Origin of the sequence: Rufibacter sp. XAAS-G3-1, assembly GCF_013623775.1 — a bacterium.
In the GTDB taxonomy this organism is placed as follows: Bacteria; Bacteroidota; Bacteroidia; order Cytophagales; family Hymenobacteraceae; genus Nibribacter.
Map to the genome: position 1 here is coordinate 221,910 of NZ_JABFAM010000009.1, position 24,668 is coordinate 246,577.

The following is a 24,668-nucleotide window of genomic DNA, read 5'->3' on the forward strand; positions in this document are numbered from 1 at the left end:
CCAGTGAATGCGAGTGGTTCTTTCTTGAGTAGCAGGAAGATGTTTTTTAAAAGTAAATCCCCGCTAGGATGGAAGACGCAAGGTATTGCATCTCTATACGAAGACCTCACAGGTTTTCAAAACCTGTGAGGTCTGGCTGCGTTTATCCGTTTCCCGCCTTCCGCCTGAGCGCCTAAAGGTTAGCGATCTCGGCCGCAGCCTCGCGGCAGTGAGTGCTTACCGCACAAAAGGAAACAACACAGCGCATAAACCCACACAAAAGGCCGCTAGTCCAAGGCATCGGCCAACTGCAGAAAAAACAACTATCCAAACCACTCTTCCTTAGAAGAACTTTTCCTTCCCCTCTCTCCTCTTTTTTACCTATTTTCGTCAAAACGGCCCAAAAACAGCAGAACGCCTTATTACCCTCGGCTCTGCCGAAATTCCTAATTCTTAATTCCCAATTCTTAATTCACCCAAGTGCCTTCTACCTTTAGAATATACTCCTCCTCGGCCGGTTCCGGCAAGACGTACCAACTCACCAAAGAGTACCTGAAGCTGGCGTTGCAGAGCGAGGACCCCTCCTATTACAAGAACATCCTAGCCATCACGTTCACCAATGATGCGGCCCAGGAAATGAAGAACCGCATTTTGGGGGGGCTGCGCGGGTTCAATGAGACGCAGCAAACGGAGAAGGAGCAGAAGAACAGCGACAACTTACTGTTGAACATAATAGAAGAGATAAAGACCGAGTATGAGCAACCAGACTTAACCGAAGCACAACTACGCGGACGGGCAGCGCGGGTGTTCGACCATTTGCTGTTCCATTACTCGGAGTTTGCGGTGAGCACCATTGACTCCTTCGTGAACCGGGTGGTGAGTGCGTTTACGACGGAGCTGAAGCTACCCCATAACTTTGAGGTGGACATGGACGCGAAGACCTTGCTGAGCACCGCCGTGAGTCTGCTTCTGAACAAAGTAAATACCCGCGATGAAAACAAGCTGCTGGCTGAAACCTTGCAACAATACGCCCTGGAGAAAGCCGACGAAGGCAAAAGCTGGAACAACCTGCCCGAGGAACTGGCGGAGTTCGCACGGCACCTGCTCAACGAGCAGACCTATGAACATCTGCTGGACATCGGCACGCTGACCTTACAGGACTTCAAGAAAATACGGAGTTCGCTCTACACCCAGAAACTGGAGATTGAAAAGCAGATTCAGTTGCTGGCGCAGGAAGCAAGCAATTTGATTGACACGCACCACATTATGCCCGAGGAAATGTCTTACGGCAAGAACGGCATCTACTCCTACTTCCGGAAGTGGAACGCGGCCTTTGACATCACCATTTCCAACAGCAACGCCACCAAAACGGTGAATGATGACAAGTGGCCCAGCGCGAAGGCGAGCACCGGGGCTAAGGTAAGCCTGGACCAGATTAAAGACCGGCTGGCGCAGCTTTACCGCGGCATTGAGGAACTGAAGGAGCGCGAGACGCAGAACCACATCATCATCGCGGCCATGCTGCCGCACCTGTACAAACTGAGTGTACTGAGTGAGTTGGAGCGGTGCATTCAGGAGATAAAGCTGGACAAGAACCTGGTCCACATCTCGGAGTTCAACAAGCGCATCACGGAGATTGTGTTGCAGGAACCCATCCCGTTTATCTATGAACGGCTGGGCGAGCGGTACCAGCACATCTTGATTGACGAGTTTCAGGACACCTCGGTGCTGCAGTGGAACAACCTGTTGCCGCTGGTGGAGAACGCGTTGAGCGGCGGCGGGTTTAACATGGTGGTGGGCGATGCCAAGCAGGCCATTTACGGTTGGCGCGGCGGCGAGATGGAGCAGATTCTGCACCTGCACCGCAACCAAACGCAGCACCTGTACCAGAACTCACGGTTTGAGGAGAACGTAGCTCCCCGTTATGACACCCTGCGCTGGACTATTTCGCCGCAGCTGCTGAGCACCAATTACCGCAGCGCCCCGGAGATTATCACGTTCAACAACGAGCTGTTCCGGTATATCAGTGAGGAGAATCCGCAGTTTCCGTTGCTGCAGGCCATCTATGACGAAAACTTCAAGCAGCAATCGCCGGAAGGCAAGGAAACCGGAAAAGCACACCTGCAAATTTTGTTTACGCAGGACGAGGACAGTCCGCGCAAGTACGACCTGGACGCATGCACGCGCACGGAGGAAATCTACGAAGGCTACGCCGAAGACGACCTCCTCTCCTACCAGGAAAGCACGCTGCAACTGGTCTTGCAGATGGTGCAGCAGGCCCAGGCCGATGGCTACGCGCCGCGCGATATTGCCGTCCTGAGCCGCACCAACCGCAACAGCAAGCTGGTGGCAAATTTCCTGAAGCAGAAGAAATACGACATCATTTCGCAGGATTCCCTTTCCTTGCAGTTCGCCGAGGTCATCAACCTCATCATCTCCTTCTTCAGGATTCTGAACCAGCCGGGCAACAGTTTGGCGCGTTCGCAGGCCTTGTACCTGGTCTATAAAGTGGTGCACCAGGAGTTGCCCGACAATGTGACCACCAACAAGATTGCGGCCTTGGCCACGAACCCCAGCGTAGACCCGTTTTTTGCCTATTTACAGGAAAAGGGCTTTGATTTGGCGTACCGCGATGCCGGGAACCTGTCTATCTATGAACTCACCGAGAAATTGATACGGGTGTTTGACTTGCTGGACAAGAACAACGAGTGCGAGTACCTGTTCCGGTTTCTGGATCTGGTGCTGGAGTACACGCTTAAACACAGTAACAACCTCAACAACTTTCTGGAATACTGGGACCTGCACAAGGAGAACCTGAGCATCAACACGCCCAAAGACCGCGACGCGATTACCATCACCAGCATCCACAAGGCGAAGGGCCTGGATTACCCGGTGGTGATTGTGCCGTTCTGTGATTGGAGCCTGGAGCCGCAGACCTCTACCCTGCTGTGGGGCACGCTGCCTGCCTCGGTGGCGGGGGACAGCAAGTTGCGGACGGCGGTGGTCACGCTGAACAAGAAACTGGAGCAGACCGCCCTCAGTGAGCAATACACCCAGAAGCTGGAAAAGACTTTTATTGAGAACCTGAACATGCTCTACGTGGCCCTCACCCGTCCCGTGGACCGGCTGTACCTCATTGCCAAAGGGCAGAATTTCACCAAGGGCGGCGCGCAGAAAAACGTGAGTTACTGGCTGCACAAGTTTCTGGAAAGTAAAAAACTCTGGCAGGAAGGCACCCACTGCTACCAACTGGCCAAAGGGCCCCAACAGGCGGTAAGCCACAAACCGGTGACTGAGGACGTGTACGTGCTGGACAAATTCACCTCCGCGGACTGGGCCAAGAACCTGAAGCTGAAGCAGCACGCCAACAACGTCTTCGACTTTGAGACCCAGCAGGAACACCGCCGCTGGAACCGCAAGTTGCATTACGCCCTGGCGCGCATCACCTACGCCGAGGAAACGCCCAAAGCCCTGCGCCAACTGGTGCACCAAGGCATCATCTCGCAACGCGAACTGCCTACCCTCACCCAAATGGTGCAGCACGTGCTCCAACACCCGCAGATGCAGCGCTACTTCAGCCGGGCCGTGACCGTGGAGAACGAGCGCGAAGTGCTGGACGTGCGCACCAACCGCTACAAACCAGACCGCATCGTGTTCGGGGAAACCGGCGACGTGACGCTCATTGACTACAAACTACCGCCCGCCCAACCAGAATACGCCAAGAACCTGAACTCGTATGCGGCGCTGTTCCGGGAGTTGGTGTTCAGTAAGATTACGTGCGTGGTGTATTATTTTGAAGAGGAACGCGTGGAGGAATGGGAGTATGTGGGGGAAGTTGTGAAGTAGAGGCGTTTTTGACTTGTTTTGGGAAAAATGGAGCCGATTGTAGATAATTTAATAATAACTTTAAATTAAAATTTATATGGAGTTGAATAAATTCATTTGGAATAATTACAAAGAATCAACAAAAGGCAAGGAAACAATTCAGCTTTTCACAGATGGTTTGTTAGACGATATTCTGATAAAACATATTGGTGAATTTCATCTTAGTTCAAAAGATATGGCAGACTTTGTTAGTGAGCTTATACAATTTGTTAGCAAGCCTATTTTACCTGAAAAACTTACCTTTGAACAAGCAGAATATCTTTTTGAAACGATAATTGAAAAAGGAATTACTTTAACCTTTGAAGATGGCACCAAGGAAGAATTAACTCCTGACACCTTTGACTTTCTTAGTTTTATTCCTGTCCTATCTACTTGGCTATACTGTATTTATCCAGACTACTATACTCCTTACTTCTTTAAAAACAAATCCCAACTTCTTACAAGAATAGCAGACACCTTCGGAATAGAAATTCCGCCTGTTCCATTAAAGAGATATAGAAATGAAAGAACGAGATATTATTGGACTTTATGTAAATCATTTTTAGAGTTAAGAAATGATAATAATTTAACTCCTAGCGAATTATGTGCTTTCTTGTATGACTTTGCTCCAAATTATATTTCTCAATCTGGAACCATTGAAACAGACTTACCACAACCCACGCAAGTCTGGATGGTTGGAGCAAACGGAAAGGGAGGTGATTTTAATTTTTTAGATAGCATCATAAATAATGGCACCTCATTTTGGCAAGGAAACATTGATACCAAACGGGGTGACATTATAGTAATGTATTGTTTGGCCCCACGGAGCTATATTCATTCAATCTGGCGAGCTACAGCAGACGGAATAGCAGACCCCTTCTTTCATTATTACAGTAACATATACATTGGCCAAGGGGAAAAAGTCTCTCCAATTACCTTGAATGAATTAAAAGGAGATGCTTATTTTAGCAAGCATCCTTTAGTGAGGAAAAACTTTCAAGGCGTAAACGGCTGGCCATTGACCTCTGAAGATTATTCGCGACTTCAGCAAATGATTGTTGATAAAGGAGGTTCTATAGATGGGCTTCCTCAACTCTACAGTCACACATTTACAATAAATAAAGAACTTGCAAATGAAAGAGAAGTAGAAGTGTCATTAATTGAACCTCTATTGCAGCAATTAGGATTCACGCCAGATGACTGGGTTAGGCAGTTATCAGTTCGCATGGGAAGAGGAGAACGCAACTTTCCAGACTATGCTTTTCTGACTAAGAAAGAAAAAGGTTATGAAACAGCATCTATGCTTATAGAAGCAAAGTTTTGGATAAAAAATAATAAAGAACTGGAAGACACATTTAAACAAGTATGGTCCTACGGGCAAAGGCTTTCAGCCAAAATTCTAGTTATTGCAGACAAAGAAGCAATATGGATTTACTTAAAGCAAAATGAAGGTTTTGATAGAACCAGTTACACAAAGAAATACTGGCGAGAATTAGAACAACCAGATAATTTCGCACTAGTGAAGAAGCTGATAGGGAAAAGTAACTAAGCCCCATCTGGCAGAAGCGTCTGCTTGTGTACGCACATATTCCTGAGCCTCTGTTTCAGATAAAAACTGTTTTCAGCCTTGTTTCTCCAAAACAGGCCGAAAACAGTTTTTCAAATGTGCTATCGGGCATAGCCCAATCAGACCAAATTAGAACATTCATAAACCCACCAATGCTGGCCGACACAAGCAGATGCTTGTACAAGCAATAATATTCCAAACAGGGTTAAAGCTAAGTTCAGCCAAATTTAAATTCCTTGTTAGATTTCCAGTCAGGCAAAAGAAAGCCCCAACCTGTTTCTCAGCCGTTTTTATAAAAACAGGCTATAAACGAACTGAGGGCTCATCATCTGCAAAACCTTATCTGCTTCGCTTCCGCTTTCTTAAGAAATAGCGGTCATCTGTTCTCACATAAACGTTTTATGGTGAGGTTTAGCAAAGGGCGGCGCTCACCTCCTATTCCGTTCCCGCTATTCTAAAAGATCCTGCCGTTGGGGGCAACTGCCTTTTTAGGGCTGTTTTTAGGAAAACAGGATTAAAACGAGTATAGAAGCCGTTTACAGAACTCCATAATAGATAGGTCTACCCTAGCTAGCTGTTCCGCCTTCCAAGCTTCTACCAACCGAAGGCTATTCTATAACGGCCCTTTCCCTTTCCAGAGCCAGCTAAAACCTACGTCCCGCCTCAATAAAACAAACTTATTCATACTGTAAAAAATAGGGTTTATCCCTTGTTTTTGAGGATTCATCTGAAATAATCAAAAATTATATATTCTAAATGTCATATAAAGTAAAATACGTATAACTTTATATTGTTAAATAAAGTACATAGATTGTTATATAATCTTGCGAAAAATTAAAGGTCGCTAGTAATGTATATAACTTTACTTATAATAAATAAACTAGATTCATTATGATGCAATTTTCCAGAATTTTCTTCTTAGCAGCCTGCTTTCTTGTATCATCTGTTTGTGCCCAGGCTCAGGCTACGAATAGAACCGTCAAAAGTGGCGACTTCAGCGATGCATCTGTTTGGTCTTTAAGAGTGGTTCCTAATTACAACAACAATAGACACAACATTGAAATCAATCATGAGATCAGCTTCAATCAAGTTGAATTTTGGCTAGGTGGTCAGAATCAAGCTGAAGTGAGAGAGCTTGTAATCAATATAAGTGGATCATTGAAGGGGAATGGCAAATTGATCATCCCCAACAACAAATCTAAATTGATTAATCATGGTAGCTTGATGTTGAGCAATAGCTTCACTTTTGGATACAACTATCAAGATTCAGCCTACTTTGTAAATACCGGGGAAGCTACCATCTCTGGAATGCAAGAACTGGCCAAAGGCTCTATCCAAAATAGCGGCACATTAACTATAAAGCCTACCACTGTTCTTAATAAGATAACTTTAAAAACTGCCACCAACTCTTCCACCATCTTTACAAGTACAGTAGATATAAATGTAGGTTCAACCATCATCAATAATGGTTCATTTACTATAAGTTCTACTAGTGATGATGCTTTAAAAATAAACAATGGAAAATTCTGGAACTATGGAAATGTAGAGATTGCAGGAAGATTGAACCTTGCGAGTGGCACCCCGAACAACCCAGTTAAAAACCACGGTAACTTTAATGCTGGCAGGGTATATTTGAATAATAGCTCTTCTATTGAGAACTGGGGCAAGTTTTACTGTGACAATGATTTCAATAACATTGGTGGTGGTGCAGTCATCAACCATCCTTGTGCGTACATAGAGCAGACCAGCTCCTCTAGAACGTTTAAGAACGAGAATTCCAACACTAAATTAACTAACAACGGCTTCATCTTGGTGAAGGGAAATTTCCTTAACAATTCACACGCCCTGTTAAACGGAAGCGGCACATTGCACATCTATGGCGTTTCTACCAATTCAGATCAGGCTAGAATTGAAGGAAGACTTTGTATCTATGACTTCTCATTAAAGCAAGGAAGTATAATTTTAGACGTACCTAACAGTAACCAAGCTACGGTAGCTACTACTGTAACAAGATGCGCCAGCGCCTCTGCCCCTGCTATTTGGCCAACTGTAACCTTATCAGTTACATCGGCATCACAAAACAAGGTAGTTAAATCTAGTCCTCAATCAATCTGCAACTTTTCATCCTTTGAACTCTCAGTTGGGGCTCTGCAAACTAGCACTACTTATTCGGTACTAGAATCAGATGAATTCATAGTGGAAGAAGTCGGCCCAGGCAAATTCTCTCTAATCGCTTTGGTAGAAGATGAAAGTAATTTGGGTTTGAAAATAATCACTGTTACAGCTACCAACTCCTGTGGATCAACTTCGGCGCAGCTTAAGGTGAACGTGATCGAGTGTGGATTAGCCAATCCGCTTCCGGTAGAACTGACTTCTTTTGAGGGTGTTTTCGCTAAAACTGCCGTGAAACTCACCTGGCAAACCGCCTCAGAGAAAGACAACGACTTCTTTGCTGTAGAGAGAAGCGCAAACGGACAAGAGTTCGTGAAAATTGGTCAGGTGCAAGGCAACGGCAACAGCCAGATGTTGCAGAACTACACTTTCACAGATGCTCAGCCCTCGGCTGGTACGGTGTACTACCGCTTAAAGCAAGTAGATTACAACGGGGCATTTGAGTACTCAAAGGTGATTGCCGTACAAGTGAAAGCGCTTGTAGAGGTCAAAGGATTTACCGTGAATACAGTGTATCCTAACCCGTTCTCTTCAGAAGATGTGCTTACCGCAGAGATAGAGTTGAAACAGGCTGGCGAACTCACCTTGTCTTTAGTAGACGTAACCGGGAAAACGCTCCAATCTACCTCTGTCCACGGCCAGGCTGGTTTGCAATCAGTTACTTTCGCTTTCACCAAAAATGTTCCGGCGGGTATCTACTTTCTGCGGGTATACCAGGCAGATCAGGTAGAAGTACATAAACTGGTAAAAAACAGATAGTTTAAAAAACAGGCCTAGAAACCGGCCATTTGCAAATTCTCTCTTTTTTCAGGGGAAGGCAGGTAGATTTGGGGATAACACTTTCTGTTGGTTTCTTCGTACTCTAGGAAGTAATTAAGATGAAACCATGGACAAGATAGTAACTGAACCAGATGTAGTGTTGATTGGGGCCGGTATCATGAGCGCCACCTTGGGCGTGATGCTGAAGCAACTGCAACCAGATCTGACCATAGAAATATACGAGCGCCTGGACGAGGTAGCCGCCGAGAGTTCTGATGCCTGGAACAACGCCGGCACCGGCCACTCCGCTTTCTGTGAATTAAACTATACCCCAGAGAAACCGAACGGCTCCATTGACATCTCCAAAGCAGATGTCATTGCCGAGTGGTTTGAGCAGTCACGCCAATTCTGGGCGCACCTGGTAGAACAAGGCATCCTTGATCCTAAAATGTTTATCCGCAGTGTACCGCACATGAGCTTTGTGTGGGGAGAAAAGAACGTTGCTTTCCTGCGCAAGCGCTACCAGGCCATGATAAAGTCTCCCCTGTTCCAGGGCATGCAGTATTCAGAGGATTTTGACCAGCTGGCCCAATGGATGCCGCTCATCATGACCGGCCGCGACCGCCAGGAGAAAGTGGCCGCCACCCGCATGGAAGTGGGTACCGATGTGAACTTCGGCTGTCTTACCCGCCAGCTGTTCAAGCACCTCAAAGAAATGGGCGGCGTACAGTTGTACCGTAACCACGAAGTACGCTCTTTTAAACACAAGGAAGACGGTATCTGGCGCGTCCGCATCAAAGACCTGAAAACCGGACAGAAACGTCGGGCGCGGGCCAAATTCGTGTTCATTGGTGCCGGTGGCGGCTCCCTGCCTCTCTTATTAGCCTCCGGTATTCCCGAGGGAAAAGGCTTTGGTGGTTTCCCGGTAAGCGGCCAGTGGCTTAAATGCACCAACCCCCAGATTATTGCCCAGCACCAGGCCAAAGTCTACGGGAAAGCGGCCGTTGGGTCACCGCCCATGTCTGTGCCGCACTTAGACACGCGCGTCATCAACGGCGAAAAGGCTTTGCTCTTTGGGCCGTACGCCGGTTTTACGACTAAATTCCTGAAAAAAGGGTCATTCTTTGACTTGCCTTTCTCCATCAAGATCAACAACCTTCGGCCTATGCTGGCCGCAGGCTACACCAATATCCCACTCACCAAATACCTCATCAATCAGGTTCGGCAGTCGCCCGAAGACCGGTTGGCGGCCCTGCGGGAATATGTGCCCACCGCGAAAGCGGAGGATTGGGAACTGGAGGTTGCCGGTCAACGGGTGCAGGTCATCAAGAAAGACCCCAAGCGCGGCGGTGTGCTGGAATTCGGAACCGAAGTGGTCAGCGCCGCCGACGGCTCCCTGGCCGCCTTGTTGGGGGCTTCCCCCGGTGCCTCCACCGCCGTTTCCATCATGGTGAACCTCATCCACAAGTGCTTCCCGCAAAAAGCGGCTACCCCAGCGTGGCAGGAGAAAATCAAGGAGATGGTGCCTACGTTCGGCATTCCGCTGGCTCAAAATCCGCAGCTCTGTGAAGAAACCAGGGCGTATACCGGGCGTATGCTTCAGTTGCAGGAGCCTCACCCCGTACAGCGCTAATGGAAATTGAAAAGCCTCAGAAGTTATTCTGAGGCTTTTTTATGGAGGATTTTTTTGGGCACGCAAATTCGCTGTTGCTGGCGTGGTGGCAGGTGGATGCGAAGCCCTTATGCTGGGTTGTTTCATTGTTTCCCTCCGTGCGCTCAGGGAAGACTGGAAACGGGGAAAGTAGCCGGAGCTAGACGTCACAGGTTTCTAAAACCTGTGACGTCTCCTACCAGGATCGCGGGCGCGAGTCTCTAACTTGTGTCTACCGTGCTGGGTAGTCAGAGACTGTACTTTGGCACTTATAAACCGGTTTTATGAAAACAAGCTAAAAACAACTAACCTGTGTCTTACATTTCTTCCCTGTTCTTCAGGGCGTGCAGTTCCAGGGTGTCTAGGTTTAGGGCGGTTAAATAGCCTAACTGCCGGGTGAAAACACAGCCGCCGTCAATGTTGATGACGTCAGAAACCGGTTCTTTCAGGGAAGAAGCAATGTCATCAAGATAAATGGGCGTATGCCCGTGTATTATTTTCCTGGCCCCTAAAACTTTTTTGTCTACCTCAAAATGTCTAATCCAGAGCATAGCCTCCCGGTCATCAAAGGGGTAGTCATGGGAAAAGTCGAAACCGGCGTGCACCAGAAGGTAGTCCGCTAACTCTACGTAAAGCTCTAGCTCTTCCAGAAACTTCCAGTACTTGGGAGGAATATCAAAAAGAGTTTCGGCCTTGAAGCTTTTCAACGCCGCCACTCCGCCATTATAAAGCCAGTTGTCTGCGTACGCCGAGTTATCTCTGGCCTCCAGCAGCATGTCTTCGTGGTTCCCGCAAAGGGTAATCACCTGAAAATCTTTTTCGCGCAATTCCAGGATAAAGTCAATGACTCCTTTTGAATCGGGCCCCCGGTCAATGTAATCGCCCAGCAGGTACAGCTGGTCGTAGGTTTTGAGTTTTAGCTCTTCCTCTACCAGATACCTAAAGGTTTTACAGCATCCGTGTATATCTGAAATGGCAAATCGGCGCATACTCTTTCTGGATTTATTTCTATCTTATCTACGGCATATTTCTATTCTGATCTAAAGAGGAAATACGCATTTCATGGCCTGTCTAAGCCATCAGCCTGTTTCTGGCCTCTTTTCCAAAAAACGGCCCTAAAACGTTGTATCTTGCTACTTGATACAAGCTACTTGATACCGCTCCCCGCTATGCAATCTTTCCTGCGGCAAACCGCCGAGCATATTTACCAGACCTACACCGATCAGCTGAGCGATCTGTGCATTGTGCTTCCCACCCGCCGCGCCACCTTGTATTTCAAGAATGCCCTGGCCCAAGCTGCCCCCACTGGTATCTGGTCGCCGCAGATTTACTCTATGGAGGAATTTGTCTGCAACATGGCCAATGTAGAAGTGTTGGAGCCGCTGCACCTGCAACTGGATCTGTACGACCTCATGCTGCAATTTGACCCTAAGCTGGACTTTGATCAGTTTGTGGGCTGGTCGGCCACGTTGCTGGAGGATTTCTCGCGCATGGACATGGAGATGGTAGACGCCAAGGCGGTGTTTGAGTACGTGAGCGAGGCCAAGGCGCTGGAACGTTGGGACCCCGGCAAACCGGGCAGCAGTGCGCCTACCGCCAACGTGAAACAGTATTTTCAACTCTGGAGCAACCTGGAGCGCACGTACCACGCCTTGCACGAGAAGCTGAAAAAGGAGAAGCAGGCCTACACCGGCCTGGCCTTCCGGATGGTCGCCAACCGCATCAAAGACATCGCGCAGAGCGACAAAGGCTGTTTCCGGTACGTTTTTGTGGGCTTGAATGCCCTTTCCAAAGCCGAGCAGAAGATTATCCAGACGTTGCTGGAAGCTGGCAAAGCCGATATCTTCTTTGATTCTGATGACTATTACATGGCGCAGGAATCAGACAAACGGGCCGGGCACTTCCTGAAACGCTACAAAGCCAAGTGGCCGCTACCCGAGTGGAACTGGCAACAGAACCTGCTGCTCTCAGATACCAAGGAAATCAACGCCATTGGCGTGGCCAACGCCAGCATGCAGGGCAAGATTGCCGGACAGCTTCTCCGCGAGATTCGGCAAAAAGACCCCAAAGCCGAGATTGCCATTGTGTTGCCCGATGAAACCCTGCTTTTGCCCGTGCTGCACTCCATTTCAGACGAGGTATCGGATTACAACGTGACCATGGGGCTCTCCTTCAAAGGCACGCCCCTGTTCAACCTGGTAGATTTGCTCTTTGACGTGCATTTGACCGGCGTGGTGCAACCCACCGACACTGGCTACAAAGTGAACCGTTACCATCACCTGGCCGTGACCAAACTGTTGCAGCACCCGTTCCTGCGGCGGTATGAGCAATACCTGAACAGCATTGCGGAGCGGGAAACCGATTTAGATTTGTTCCAGCACGTGCTGGACGAAATGGTACAGCGCAACAGCGTCTTGCTCACTGCCGAGGAAATCATCAGACTAGGCCGTGAGCACCCCATGTTCATCACCCTTTTCCGCACCTGGAACGACTGTACTGATCTGATTGACACGCTGTACCAATTGGTAGACGCGCTGGGCCGCATTTATCAGGTGGAAACTGAAAACCCCATTGAAACCGAATACCTTTTTCTGCTCTACACCATTGTCAGGCGACTGGATACGCTCTTTGACTGCCGCGAACACAAGATTTCGGTACGCAGCTTCAAGAAGTTTCTGTATGAACAGATAGGCAACACCAAGCTTCCGTTCAGCGGAGAACCTATCTCGCCTACCCAGGTCATGGGATTGCTGGAAACCCGCGCCCTAGATTTTGAAAGCCTCATCATTCTGAGCGTAAACGAAAACGTGCTGCCTCAGCCCAAGAAGCAGAACTCGCTTTTTCCGTATGACGTGCTGCGCACCTTCGGCTTGCCAACCTACGCTGAACAAGAGAGCATTACCTCGTATTACTTCTACCGTTTATTGCAGCGGGTCAAACGCGTGAACCTGCTGTATGTGTTGCCCTCTGATACCTACGGATCGGGTGAGAAAAGCCGCTTTATTCTACAGCTGCAACATGATTTGGCTCCCAAAAACCCTAATATCACCTTCCGGGAGCTAACGGCCGTGGTGGAGCAATTAGATACAAAGGAGTATGAGCCGGACATCATCATCCAGAAAGACGAAGTGGTTTTAGGCAAACTGAAGGAACAACTTCGGCGCGGCTTGTACCCTTCGCACCTGAACCAATTCGTGAACTGTTCGCTGCAGTATTATTTCAGCCGAATAGCCAAGCTGGAGGAGGTAGAAGAGATAGACGAACTGGTGGGCGCTGATACCTTCGGGACGATTGTGCACCAAGTGCTGGAAGATTATTTCAGGCCCTTTGCGGAAGAAGGCAGGCCCATTTTGCAACCTGATGTGGACGTGATGCTGGCTAATTTAGCCAAGAAAGTGCAACTGGAATTCAAGCGCGGTACCCTGGGCAATCTGCCCGAACAGGGTATGAATCTGATTCTTTACAAAGTGGCCGTACAGTTGCTCACCCGCTACCTGGAAGGCCTGCGCGACTCAGAGGAACTGCCGCTGTACATCCTGCATCTGGAAGAAACGCTCCTGACCGAACTGGAGGTGAAACTGCCTTCCGGCGAAAAGGTGCCCGTGCGCATTGCCGGTAAAGCCGACCGTATTGACCTGAGTGGCCACACCCTGCGCGTGATTGACTACAAAACCGGAAAAGTGGAAGCCCGAAACCTGAAAGTAAACCCCGAAGACCTGGAAACCACGCTCCTGCATGACCGCCATCTGGACAAAGTGCGTCAACTTTGGCTGTACCGCTACATTCTGGCTAAAGAAATCCAGAAAGGAAGTCTGCTGGAAAGCAAAGTCCTGAATCTTCCCAAAGCCAACTATGATTTTGAGGCAGGCATCATCTCGTTTAGAAACCTGGGGGCTGGGGTGCTCACCTCAGAATTACCCTTTGTAGATGCCTTGGGAGAACCCGCCAATTTCATGGAAACCTCAGAACGGCTGCTGAAAGATTTGGTCATTAGAATGCTGAACCCAGAAGAACCCATCCGGAAAACCAATGACCTGGAAACCTGCCAGTATTGCGCCTACAAGAGTATTTGCGCGCGAGGGTAGTTATGGTAAATACGATATAAAATAGCACTACCTTTTCTATGAGTACTGCTTTAGTAGAAGGGGCACCGGATGGTAGGCAATCCCTAATTTAGGAACGTTTCCATAAAAAAGGGTTTAAACAGAAAGGCTCTTTTCCACCATTTCGGGTAAAAAAAAGAGCCTTTCTGTTTTAGGAAGGATAAAGAATCAGAAGCTATTTCAGAACCAATACCCCATCTGCTACAATCTCAATATCTTTCTTGGGCTGGGAGATAGAAGCAATTTCTTCTTTGCTCTTACCGGCATCCTGCGCGAAGTGCTGCAAACGCTCTACTGACGTTTCCTTTACTTGGGCAGTTCCCTGCACTACCACGGTTTTACCCACAATGTCCTGCGGCATGAAGAAGGCGTAGTCTGTGAACTTGACCATGATAGGGTCGCCATTCTCGCGGGCCAGTTTCATGAAGCAGCCTTTCTTTTTGCAGACTTCTACCACAGTGCCTTCAATCTTGCCGGTAAATTCGCTTTTCTCGGCTAGCTTTTGGGTAAGTTCGGGTAGCTGTACGGCATTAGTGGCTTTAACTTTTTTACCGTAGGTGGTGCCTGGTTTGGCAGCAGGAATGTTGCCTTGGAAGAAGTTGGCTAAAGAAGAAAGAAACAGAAAAGAAAGGGCTACAAGTAAATTCATCTGGTTTAATTTAAAGTGACTAAACAAGCAGGTTCAACAGCTGTTCCTAAGAAAATGATATCTCCCAACAACAACCGCTATCTTCTTAGGGTAAGCCAATGCAATGGCACCTTTACCCTACCCCTGAAAGGTAAATAGTTTAGGGGCTATTTCCTAATTAGCAGCCCTAAACAGGGATCTATTAAAGTGCGTTGACTTTCTCCAACAGAATCAAACAAGTGCTGTTTTAGGGCTATTTTGCTCAAAACAGCCCTAAAACGAACCCCGCAGCTAAAAGCTAATAAGTACGCAGACTTAATAGTTTTTAGCTGCGGGGTTTATTGCTTTATCAGATACTTACCCGCGGTGAAACGGACACTTAGATAATCTGTTCACATCTCCTTCAACCGCCTGGCCAACTCCGCGCACGTTCTGCATGATGAACTTACTTCTGGGGTACGTAGGCATACGCACTAAGCTGTAACTCAAGTCCTGCGGAGGCACCTCGTATTCCATGTATTTTGAGAGAAAGACCATGGAAACTTTCATGGCCTCAATGGTCACCCACTCGCCCGCGCACCGGTGCCCCGTGTAATGATCGCCCCCGCCCTGCGGAATGAAATTGTAGGGGCTTTCATCCCAGTCTCTGAAGCGGTACGGGTAAAACTCATTGGGGTGCTCCCAGATGTTGGGGTCATGCAGGGTGCCGTAGATGTCCAGAAACACCAGCGTGCCTTTCTTGAAGTGGTGGCCTCCCCAATCAAAATCGTTTTTGACCCGGTTTCCTAAAAACGGCCCAAAAGGGTAATACCTACGCACCTCCTGCACAAACATCTCCACGTAGCCTTCTTCGCCCCCGGCAATCTTACGGCGGGCCACCGGGTGTTCATGCAGCGCCACCGCGCCAAACGTGATGTACCAGGCAATGGCGACAATGGGGCGTAGCAGATTGATCAACTCCACGGTCGCCATTTTAACGTCCAGCAAATCGCCCTCCAGGTCACGGTGCAGGGCGATGACCTGAGCCGGCGAACCCTCCTTCACTGTCAATTTCCCCTTCCGGATTTTCTTGATGATCTTTCCAATCCATTTCTCGGCCCTGGCCCTGGCTTTTCTTCCGCGCCAGTGCCGGGGCCCCACCGCTCCAAAGGCGTCTACCATGGCGGCAAAGTCCCTGGCCCGAAGGCGTACCTCCTCTTCTTTCAATGGAACCCCAGTCCAGGCGCAGGCCACGCGGCAAAGCAGGTCTTGGGTTTCCTCAAACAGCACCACCTTGTCCATCTGCTCCCAACGGCTAAGGGAAGCCTGCCACTGGTGCGTCATGAGGCGGTTCAGCTTATACAGGCTATCCGGCGTCATCAAAGACATGAACATGGCTTTTCGGTGCGCATGTCCTTCCCCGTCCATGGTTTGGATGGCGTCTTTGCCCATGAGGGTTCGCTGGATTCGGTTGGGAATGGCCTGGAACCGCATGAACTTCTGGGGGTCATAGAAAATTTTGGTGGCCTCCTCGCCATGCAGACAGATCACGTTCTGAAGCATGATCCTGGTTTTGAAGATGTTGGATTTGAAACGCTCTACCCTGTTCTGGATAAAAGGGAAACCTTCCAGCAGCAGGCGAATGGTATTGTCAAGAACTTTTTCTTGCGGAACAGTGGACATGACGGTGCGTAATTTGAATGAACGGATGGTTCTCTAACAGGAGAAAGCCCTAAAACCAGCTTCTGAGAGAAAATGAAACCTCGTTAAAGCGTACGCACCTAAACCCGGTGTGTTCCTGTTCCGGTGTCTTTGGGCAGAAAATGGGTATAAACCACCACCTTGCCTTGCTAAGATGGCAGTTCATCAAATACTGGAATGAAATAAGAAAAAGGCAGTTTTAAGAGCTTGAAAAGGTTTTAAGAGCTTGAAAAATTTTGGCTTCGTATCGCAACTGGCAAGAGTAAGGTTCTGCGGATTGGTTTCAGAGCCTCGTAGCAGCGCTACGAAGACGGGGAAAGCGCGAAGGCAAGTTCTCTCTTTGGCGTTTGCAGCACGAAAGACAAAGCTGAAACAAGCTTTAAGGCTGATTTTAGAAAAGCAGGGCCAAAACGCTAGGCCGCCTGCTGCACCGGAAGCACCCGGTGCAGGACTTTGCGGCTAGAGAAATACAGCACAACCCCGAACGGAATAAAGCACAGCAACCAGGCCATGATGCCCACCAGATTGGCCAGCCAAAGTTGTTGCAGGGCATTCAGCAAGTCGGTTCTGAACATGCTGGTGAGTTTCACCAGGGAAAAAGGGATGGGCGTGACCGGGAAAATACGTTGCCCCAGATCTACGAAGGGGACATACAAGGCCAATTGGAACGGCTGCATCAGGTAGCCAATGAGAATTGTAAAAGCCACGTTCAACCTCAGCCTGATGGCCCAGAACGTACAAAGAATAGTGGTTAACCCTAGAAAGGGAATCATCCCAAAACCAGCCCCCAGCGTGATGGTCAGCGCCAGTTGGTGCGGGGTAATGCCCTGCCTAACCAATTCCAGCACTGGCTCCCACAACTTGCGCCGAAGGAAAAGCGTTATTCCGCCATTTTTAAATAGTAACACGGGTAGTAAATTAAAATCTGCTAAGCGCCAATAGCTCTGCACTGCAGAGGTAACAATAAAAGCTGACGGTGAATCCCTTTTTCTCAGAATAAACCACTTACCTGCAAGAAACCAGCTTCTTCTTTTAGCCTCTTCCCTGGTAGTGGGGGAATCCCGCTGAGGTGTTTTGGGGCTGTTATTCGCAAAACAGGCCCCAAACGCGCAGACCTGTAAGATCTCCAAGACCCCTAGGTTTAGAGCCAAAGGCCCAACTGGCGCGCGACCCCGGTCTCGTGACACAGGAGGAAGCGGGACTCCATACTCGCCGGGAACCACCGGCAAGATAGATTAAAATATTTATCCTGCTACTTAGGTTGGTTTATAGCCTGGTTTTCTAAAGCAAAGCAATTTCTAGAAAGGTACATATCTTAATACCGGAAACCGCTGGAAGTAACCACATTCACCCCACATTCTTGAAGATTCTTTTTGTACAGCTTTCTCATAGACAGGCAACCTACTTGCTAACCCCATTACTATTTGCGAAATATGTTAGTCTTAGGCACTAAACGCGTATCTTTAGGTGTTGATTTCGCTGACTTACCCTACCCCGTTATGGATATTACGCTTTCGCTGCTCGCCTTTTTAATGGGGGCCATTCTGACCTATTTTCTGGTGCAGGGCAAACTTTCGGCTTTGAAAAGCACCTTGCAAAACCAGGAGGCTGACAAAATCCTCGCCCTCAAGCAACTGGAGGCGGCTCAGGCCGAAATGCTGAAACTGCAGGAGCAATTGCGCCGGGAAAGCGGCAAGGTGATGGAACTGCACGCCGAGGTTACCCGCGCCGAGAACGACATTTACCACCTAAAGCAGAAACTCTCTGACGAGCGGGCCGAGTTGTCGCAGTTGCGCGAGACGTTTATGCAGCAATTCACCCAAGTCTCCAACCAAGTGCTGGTGAACAATGCCGAACACTTCCGGAAAGCGTCGGCCGAAAACCTGGAGCAGGTGCTTTCCCCGTTGAAGGACCGGATCAAGGAATTTGAGAGCAAGGTAGAGCAGACGTATGAAAAGACGCTGAAAGACAGTGCTTCGCTGAAGGAGCAGATCACCTACATGGCCAGCCTGAACCAACAGATGAGCCAGGATGCCATCAACCTTACCAAAGCGCTGCGGGGCGAGAAAAAAGCGCAGGGCAACTGGGGCGAATACCTGCTGGAGAACCTGCTGGAAAAATCTGGCCTGGAGCGCAACGTCCATTACCGCCGCGAGCAAGTGCTGCAACATGATGACGCCAAAGTTTTCCGCCCAGACGTGATCATTGATCTGCCCGACAACAAACACCTGATTATTGACTCCAAGGTAAGTTTAGTAGCCTATGATGCGTACTGCAACTGCGAAGACGAACTTCAGCAGCAGCTGCACCTGAAAAGCCACGTGCAGGCCATCAGGACGCATTTCTCTGATCTAGGCCGAAAAAATTACCAGTACCTGCACGGCATTGACTCTCCAGACTTCGTGCTGATGTACATTCCCATTGAACCGGCATTCAACCTGGCCATTCAGCATGACCGTGACCTTTTTCTGGAGGCCCTGGATCGGAACATTGTCTTTGTCACGACTTCTACCCTATTGGCTACCCTTCGCACCGTGGCCAGTGTCTGGAAGCAGGAAAGCCAGAAACGCAATGTTTTGCGCATTGCGGAAGAAAGCGGCAAGCTCTATGACAAGTTCGCCAATTTTCTGGAAGACCTGAAAGATATTGGGGTGAACCTGGAACGCAGCCAACAGAAGTACCATGCCGCCATGAACAAACTTTCTGAGGGTAATGGAAACCTGCTTAAAAAAGTGGAATTGCTTAAGAAACTGGGGGCCCGCACCAGCAAAACCATGGAAACCCAATGGCTCCATAATACCCCGGCACTTGCAGCTGGTTTACTGGAAGGCAGACCAGCAGAAGAAGATCTGGAAGAGATTTAATCAGGCTTACCCTCATTGGGGAACTCTAAAACAAAAGAGGCAGCTATTAATAGCTGCCTCTTTTGTTTTGAAAATGGTTTTATCAGCCACCTGTCGTACCACCTCCGGTTGTAGTTCCACCACCGGTAGTTGTACCTCCGCCAGTTGTGGTTCCAGCAGTAGTTCCGGTGGTTGTTCCGCCGCCAGTTGTGGTTCCGGCGGTTGTGCCTGTGGTTCCAGCGGTCGTACCTGTAGTTCCAGCGGTTGTGCCTGTGGTTCCTGCCGTGGTACCGGTTGTTCCGGCGGTTGTACCTGTGGTTCCCGCAGTCGTACCGGTCGTTGTTCCTGCAGTAGTTCCGGTCGTTGTTCCTGCAGTAGTTCCGGTCGTTGTTCCTGCCGTGGTACCGGTCGTTGTTCCTGCCGTGGTACCAGTTGTGGTTCCTGCCGTGGTACCAGTTGTTCCGGTAGTGCCTGTGGTTCCAGTGGTACCCGTAGTTCCGGTAGTTCCAGTGGTACCTGTAGTTCCGGTAGTTCCAGTGGTACCCGTAGTTCCAGTGGTACCCGTAGTTCCAGTGGTACCCGTAGTTCCGGTTGTTCCGGTAGTGCCTGTTGTTCCAGTAGTTCCAGTAGTTCCAGTAGTGCCTGTTGTTCCGGTAGTGCCCGTTGTTCCTCCTGGTCCGTATTGTGCATCATCGTCATCGTCACATGATGCTGTTGCAAAAGACAATCCTGCAACTAACATAGGGGCCATCATGACTGATATCCATTTCTTCTTCATAGTCTTTTGAATTAATATTAGGTGGCTAACTAGGTAGGTTATACGAGCCTTAAAATATAAGAATAAAGTATCTACCCGAAATTAATACGGTATTTTATCCGTATAAATATTTTATACTATATTCATTTAAAACAATGTTTAAGATAAACAATAGGCATCACAGACTTCTATAAAAAGCTTTATAATATAATACTTGACATATATACAAACATTTAGCTATCAATATTTTAAGAAAAAAGAAATGAGACAAATAGGGGTTGTATAGAATAATATTTTATAGAAGGGTATGCTGTAAAAGGCTGCTATGTAATTACTCTATAAGCTGATCACGTGGAACTGATTGCTTAGCAATGCCCAACTATAAGTTTCTAATAGTTATAACTTTTTATTATATATAGCCTCTAATACCTTAAAGTTATTTTATAAACGGCAAAATTACAGAACGAGAAAACAACAATTAATAAAGCTTGTTTTCCATCTAACCTAAATAATTACACTTCTTAAATAGCAAACTCATTTTAAAATTAAGCCATTAGAAATATCAATTTTAACAAAATAACTAAGCAACCGGACGGAATAACTATATTCCATCCTCTCCTTGTCCTCCAGAAAGGATCTCGGCAGTGAACGGGAATGGTGTTTATTTACGGCTTTTCCAATTCGCCCACAAGATCCTTCCAGGAAGACAAAATAGATAGTTTCATTTGTCCATATATTTATGAACCCTTTTAAAGCTTTATGCATATGCTTTTAAGGCAAATCTTCTGCCGCAAGTGCCTGCTTGTGCCTTCGTTTTCGGGCTGATTTTAGGAAAACAGCCCGAAATCTGGAATTTCCGGTAGACAAAGGCGTAAGCGGACGTTTACGCCAGGAACAAATTGAAAACGTAAACAGCTTCTTGCTTCCATGGAACTACTTCCTCACAAAAAAATAAATAGAAACAGAATTTATACAGGAGGCAATTACCTCAAATACAGCTAAGGCACACCCATAGGGTGTGCCTTAGCTGTATTTGAGGTAATATCTGTTAATAATTGGCTTCTACTCCCGGTAAATCTATCAGAATAAACGTGCTGTCTGCCGACGCTTTTATCCGGAGGGCATCTATATCTGCCGACCTAACCTGATCGTTTTTCTGAACCTGTATGCCATTCACAAACAGTTCACCGGTGGTGACGTAGAGCAACCCTTTCCGGATGGGGAAGGTCTTGAAGTCTATTTCATTCCCTTCTTTTAAATTAGAATAATAGATGGTAGAATTGGAATTGATGTAAAGTACGTCTTCCAGCACCTTTTGGCCGGTCACCAAAGGAACCAGCTCGTTTTTATGGTCTGTGAAATCAATTGCTTTCTGCTCATAACTTGGGGCAAGGCCTTTCTTATTGGGAATAAACCAAAGCTGGTACAGGTGCAGTTCTTTGTCTGAGTAGTTGTGCTCAGAATGACTCACGCCCGTGCCGGTGGTCATCCGCTGCACCTCTCCGGCCCTAATGACCGTGTTATTCCCCAAGCTATCTTTATGCGTGACCTCCCCTTCCAGCACAATGGTCACAATCTCCATTTCTGAATGCGAGTGCTCTGGAAAGCCGCTGTTTGCCTTGATATAATCGTCGTTGAAAACCCGCAAAGGCCCCCACTGCACGTTGTTCATATCATAGTAGTCTGAAAAGGAAAACAGGAAGTATGAATCTAACCATCCGTGGGAGGCATGGTGTCTGTCTGGGGCAGAAATCACTTTGATCATGGGAAAGGGAGTTGATGTTCAAAGATAAATACGTACCCACGCCGCTGAGGTTTATGCTGGTTTTTCTATATAAAACGTTGCTATATAAAAGTTGGGCCGTTTTGGGGCTACTTTCATGAAAGTAGCCCCAAAACGGCCCAACCCTTCCAAGAGTTGAGTTAATTGGAAGTCTTCAGTTTCTTCACTTCCTGCTGCAAGTCCAGAACCAGCGAGGTGAGTTTATCTAACGAAATCTCAGCCATGGGGAAAGTGGTACTGATGTACGCTTTGGCTTCCCACAACTCCACTATGTCATCTAAGGCCACATCATACGGCTCATAACTTGGGTTGTCTGAGTGCAGCCGCAGCGCGGTTTGCTTCTGCTGGTGATAGATGCGTTTGAACACAATGCCTTCCTGCAGGCTCACCACAATACAAGGGGTACCGTCTTTTATTTCCTGCCACTGCTCTACATAGCGCCCCACTATCACCGTTCCCGAAGGAATGGGCAACATAGAATCACCTTTGATTTCAAACGCCCGGTAGGTGCCGGGGCTCTGGATCATAGGCAATCTGAATTTAGGGAGTTCCTCCATGAACTCAGGGTCAGAATAGCCGTTGAGGTAACCGGCACTGGCTTTGTAGGGCACCAGTTCAATATTCTCCCGGTCTTGGTTGTCAACCGTGATAGATAGTACTTTTACGTTAGACTGCCGTTTGGAAGAACCGCTCTTAGATAGGTTGGGTAACTCTGGATTGATGAGCTCATCTACTGACAGTTGGAACACTTGCGCCATCTTAACCAGAGTAGCCAATTTGGGTTCTGCCCGCCCCTCTTCATAGGCACCAATCAGTGATCTCTTAATCTCCAGCTTTTCGGCAAGCTGCACTTGGGTCAGATTAAGCTGTTTTCTAAGATATTTTAGATTAGTGCTAAGCATAGGAAGGTCTGTAGTTGGTTTTACAGAGTAAAAGTACTAATTCTTTAGCAAACAACTAAAATTTTTGGCAATAGATTTTCCGGTGTTTTTTGATTTTTTTAAAATAATTTTTCTCCAGATTCTATGGAAACATTTGGTATACGCTTTGCATAGGCTGTTTTTGCTTCTTAGAACTGTAATATATCAATATATAAGAACTTTAATATCAAGATTTTATTTACGGATTTGCTTGCTTAAAAGTTGTATTATTCAGTACATTTGTAACGCAATCAGCAATAACTCGCTTATATATGGCTGATTCTTCATCAACATTCTCATATTTTTTATACTAAACTAAGAAAACTATGAACACAGCTACATTCAAGAAAGCAGTGTCTTTTTTTGCACTTGCCTCCGTCTTTTCAATGTCTGGTTGCCAACAAGATGAAGTATTAGAAGAAACAGGCCAATTCCCGGTAGAACCGGTTGCCTCTTCTACTTCCATTGCTGGCAAGTTCATTGTTGTACTGAAAGACAACAACCCACAACCTTCAAATGAGTTGCGGCAACGGGTATTGGGCAGGAACGGATTTGACGCTACCAGAGTCCGGGAGATTTTTCAGGGGGCCGTCAATGGTTTCTCCGGCTCCTTCAGCAAAGAAGAGATTGACCTGCTAAGAAAAGATAAGAATGTAGCTTTTATTGAGCAAGACCAAGTGGTTTCTCTTGGTAAAATAATCACCTCAGATGCCTCCGCCAGAAAAGCTACTCCGCCAGTTGGTAAAACCTCTGCCGTTGGTACGTCTGACCTCTCTACGTTAGGATCTTCCCAAACCATTCCCTGGGGCGTTGCCCGCGTGGGTTACGGCGATGGCACCGGTAAAACCGTGTGGGTGATTGACTCCGGCGTGCAGTCTACTCACCCAGACCTGAACATAGATCAAGCAAGAAGCAAGTCCTTTATCTCGGGGGTTACCTCCTGGGAAGACGGCTACGGCCACGGTACCGCGGTTGCCGGGATCATAGGTGCGAAAAATAATAACATTGGGGTGGTTGGGGTAGCTGCCAACGCTTCCATTGTGGCCCTGCGGGTGTTTGACAACGCCGGTGCCGGTACCCTTACCCGCATCTACTCGGCCCTGAACCACGTCTACAAGAACGGCAAGCCCGGTGACGTGGTGAACATGAGCCTCCGGGTGGCTGCCTCCTCCATGCTGGACGACCTGGTGAAGAAAACCGCCGCCCGCGGCATCTTCATCGCGGTGGCCTCCGGTAACAGCAGCATTGACTGCAAAGCCGATTCTCCGGCCCGCGTGGTGGATACAAACGTGTACGTGGTGTCTAACATGGATTCTTACGGAAGACTCAACCCTAGCTCCAACTTCGGGGCTTCCGTGAACTTCTCGGCCCCAGGCACCAGCATTTACACCACCTGGAAAGGCAGCGGATACACCACCGGAAGCGGAACCTCTTACGCCGCCCCGCACGTAGCCGGAATCCTGGCCCTTACCGGCGGAAAAGTCAATTCCCAAGGTGTGGTGAGCAATGACCCAGATGGCAAACCAGATGCAATCGCTTTGAAATAACCATACCCCATTTTCTTTTAAACAAAGATGCCCGTCTATTAAGACGGGCATCTTTGTTTTGTTTGCTACTGATACCTCTTTGTATGAATGATGCGCCTTAGAAGGAGATGATGAAGAGCCAAAACCCACCCCTACCCCCCCGAGGAGGGGAATACGCCTTTGCTGTAGAATACAGGCAATGCAACTAATAACCGTCACGGCCCCTTCTATGGCGCGGATTTACTCCCATGACTTAAGATAACCCGAAAAGCATGTCACGGAAGTGATTCCGCGCCATAGAAGAAGAGTCTTACTTTCTTTCCCCCGTTCCAGTCTTCCCCGAACGCGCCTCGCTTTTGGCCCTGGACAGGCAAAACTAAGAGAGACAGGCAGTACAGGCCGAAAGGGCAGTGCGAGAGGGGAAGACGGGGCCCCG

The 24,668-nt window shown here is 48.1% G+C and carries 14 protein-coding genes; 7 read left to right on the forward strand and 7 right to left on the reverse strand.

Annotation, left to right across the window (positions count from 1 at the left end; all coding sequences use genetic code 11):
- The first annotated feature begins 459 nt into the window (after nucleotides 1-459).
- The 4 genes from HHO50_RS21560 (at nucleotide 460) to HHO50_RS12525 (ending at nucleotide 9,974) form a co-directional block, all read left to right on the forward strand.
- Nucleotides 460-3,825 (forward strand): UvrD-helicase domain-containing protein, encoded by a 3,366-nt coding sequence (locus HHO50_RS21560; RefSeq protein ID WP_181306390.1) that lies wholly within the window; start codon nucleotides 460-462, stop codon nucleotides 3,823-3,825.
- A gap of 76 nt (nucleotides 3,826-3,901) precedes the next feature.
- Nucleotides 3,902-5,392, forward strand: a complete 1,491-nt coding sequence (locus tag HHO50_RS12515) for a restriction endonuclease subunit R (RefSeq protein WP_181306391.1) — start codon at nucleotides 3,902-3,904, stop codon at nucleotides 5,390-5,392.
- Between the two features lie 909 nt (nucleotides 5,393-6,301).
- Nucleotides 6,302-8,341, forward strand: a complete 2,040-nt coding sequence (locus tag HHO50_RS12520) for a T9SS type A sorting domain-containing protein (protein ID WP_181306392.1) — start codon at nucleotides 6,302-6,304, stop codon at nucleotides 8,339-8,341.
- A 127-nt stretch (nucleotides 8,342-8,468) separates the two neighbouring features.
- Entirely contained in the window at nucleotides 8,469-9,974 is a 1,506-nt protein-coding gene (locus tag HHO50_RS12525; protein ID WP_181306393.1) for a malate:quinone oxidoreductase, read from the forward strand.
- 335 nt (nucleotides 9,975-10,309) lie between these two features.
- Here the strand turns inward: HHO50_RS12525 and HHO50_RS12530 are convergent, their stop codons facing one another.
- Entirely contained in the window at nucleotides 10,310-10,981 is a 672-nt protein-coding gene (locus tag HHO50_RS12530; RefSeq protein ID WP_181306394.1) for a metallophosphoesterase, read from the reverse strand.
- A 180-nt stretch (nucleotides 10,982-11,161) separates the two neighbouring features.
- Between HHO50_RS12530 and HHO50_RS12535 the strand changes: the two genes are divergently transcribed.
- Entirely contained in the window at nucleotides 11,162-14,077 is a 2,916-nt protein-coding gene (locus HHO50_RS12535; protein WP_181306395.1) for a PD-(D/E)XK nuclease family protein, read from the forward strand.
- Between the two features lie 193 nt (nucleotides 14,078-14,270).
- Here HHO50_RS12535 and HHO50_RS12540 read toward each other — a convergent pair whose 3' ends face one another.
- The 3 genes from HHO50_RS12540 to HHO50_RS12550 form a co-directional block, all read right to left on the reverse strand.
- On the reverse strand, nucleotides 14,271-14,744 hold the full coding sequence (locus HHO50_RS12540) for a DUF4920 domain-containing protein (protein ID WP_181306396.1): 474 nt from the start codon (nucleotides 14,742-14,744) through the stop codon (nucleotides 14,271-14,273).
- 336 nt (nucleotides 14,745-15,080) lie between these two features.
- On the reverse strand, nucleotides 15,081-16,385 hold the full coding sequence (locus tag HHO50_RS12545) for a cytochrome P450 (RefSeq protein ID WP_181306397.1): 1,305 nt from the start codon (nucleotides 16,383-16,385) through the stop codon (nucleotides 15,081-15,083).
- Nucleotides 16,386-16,816: 431 nt separating this feature from the next.
- A complete protein-coding gene (locus HHO50_RS12550) occupies nucleotides 16,817-17,311 on the reverse strand; it encodes a DUF2062 domain-containing protein (RefSeq protein WP_181306398.1) in 495 nt (164 codons plus the stop codon).
- A 591-nt stretch (nucleotides 17,312-17,902) separates the two neighbouring features.
- Between HHO50_RS12550 and rmuC the strand changes: the two genes are divergently transcribed.
- The gene (gene rmuC, locus HHO50_RS12555; RefSeq protein ID WP_181306399.1) at nucleotides 17,903-19,267 is read left to right on the forward strand and encodes a DNA recombination protein RmuC; all 1,365 of its coding nucleotides are present in this window, start codon (nucleotides 17,903-17,905) and stop codon (nucleotides 19,265-19,267) included.
- Nucleotides 19,268-19,279: 12 nt separating this feature from the next.
- On the opposite strand, the gene HHO50_RS12560 is transcribed toward rmuC, so the two are convergent.
- From HHO50_RS12560 to HHO50_RS12570, 3 genes are all read right to left on the reverse strand, one after another.
- Entirely contained in the window at nucleotides 19,280-19,939 is a 660-nt protein-coding gene (locus tag HHO50_RS12560) for a hypothetical protein (RefSeq protein ID WP_219921534.1), read from the reverse strand.
- A gap of 1,112 nt (nucleotides 19,940-21,051) precedes the next feature.
- Complete coding sequence (locus tag HHO50_RS12565; RefSeq protein ID WP_181306401.1) at nucleotides 21,052-21,768, reverse strand: pirin-like bicupin family protein; 717 nt, start codon at nucleotides 21,766-21,768, stop codon at nucleotides 21,052-21,054.
- Between the two features lie 158 nt (nucleotides 21,769-21,926).
- Nucleotides 21,927-22,688, reverse strand: coding sequence for a LexA family transcriptional regulator (locus tag HHO50_RS12570; protein WP_181306402.1), 762 nt, complete (start codon nucleotides 22,686-22,688; stop codon nucleotides 21,927-21,929).
- Nucleotides 22,689-23,032: 344 nt separating this feature from the next.
- On the opposite strand from HHO50_RS12570, the gene HHO50_RS12575 reads away from it, so the two are divergent.
- Entirely contained in the window at nucleotides 23,033-24,253 is a 1,221-nt protein-coding gene (locus HHO50_RS12575) for a S8 family serine peptidase (RefSeq protein WP_181306403.1), read from the forward strand.
- Nucleotides 24,254-24,668: the final 415 nt, after the last annotated feature.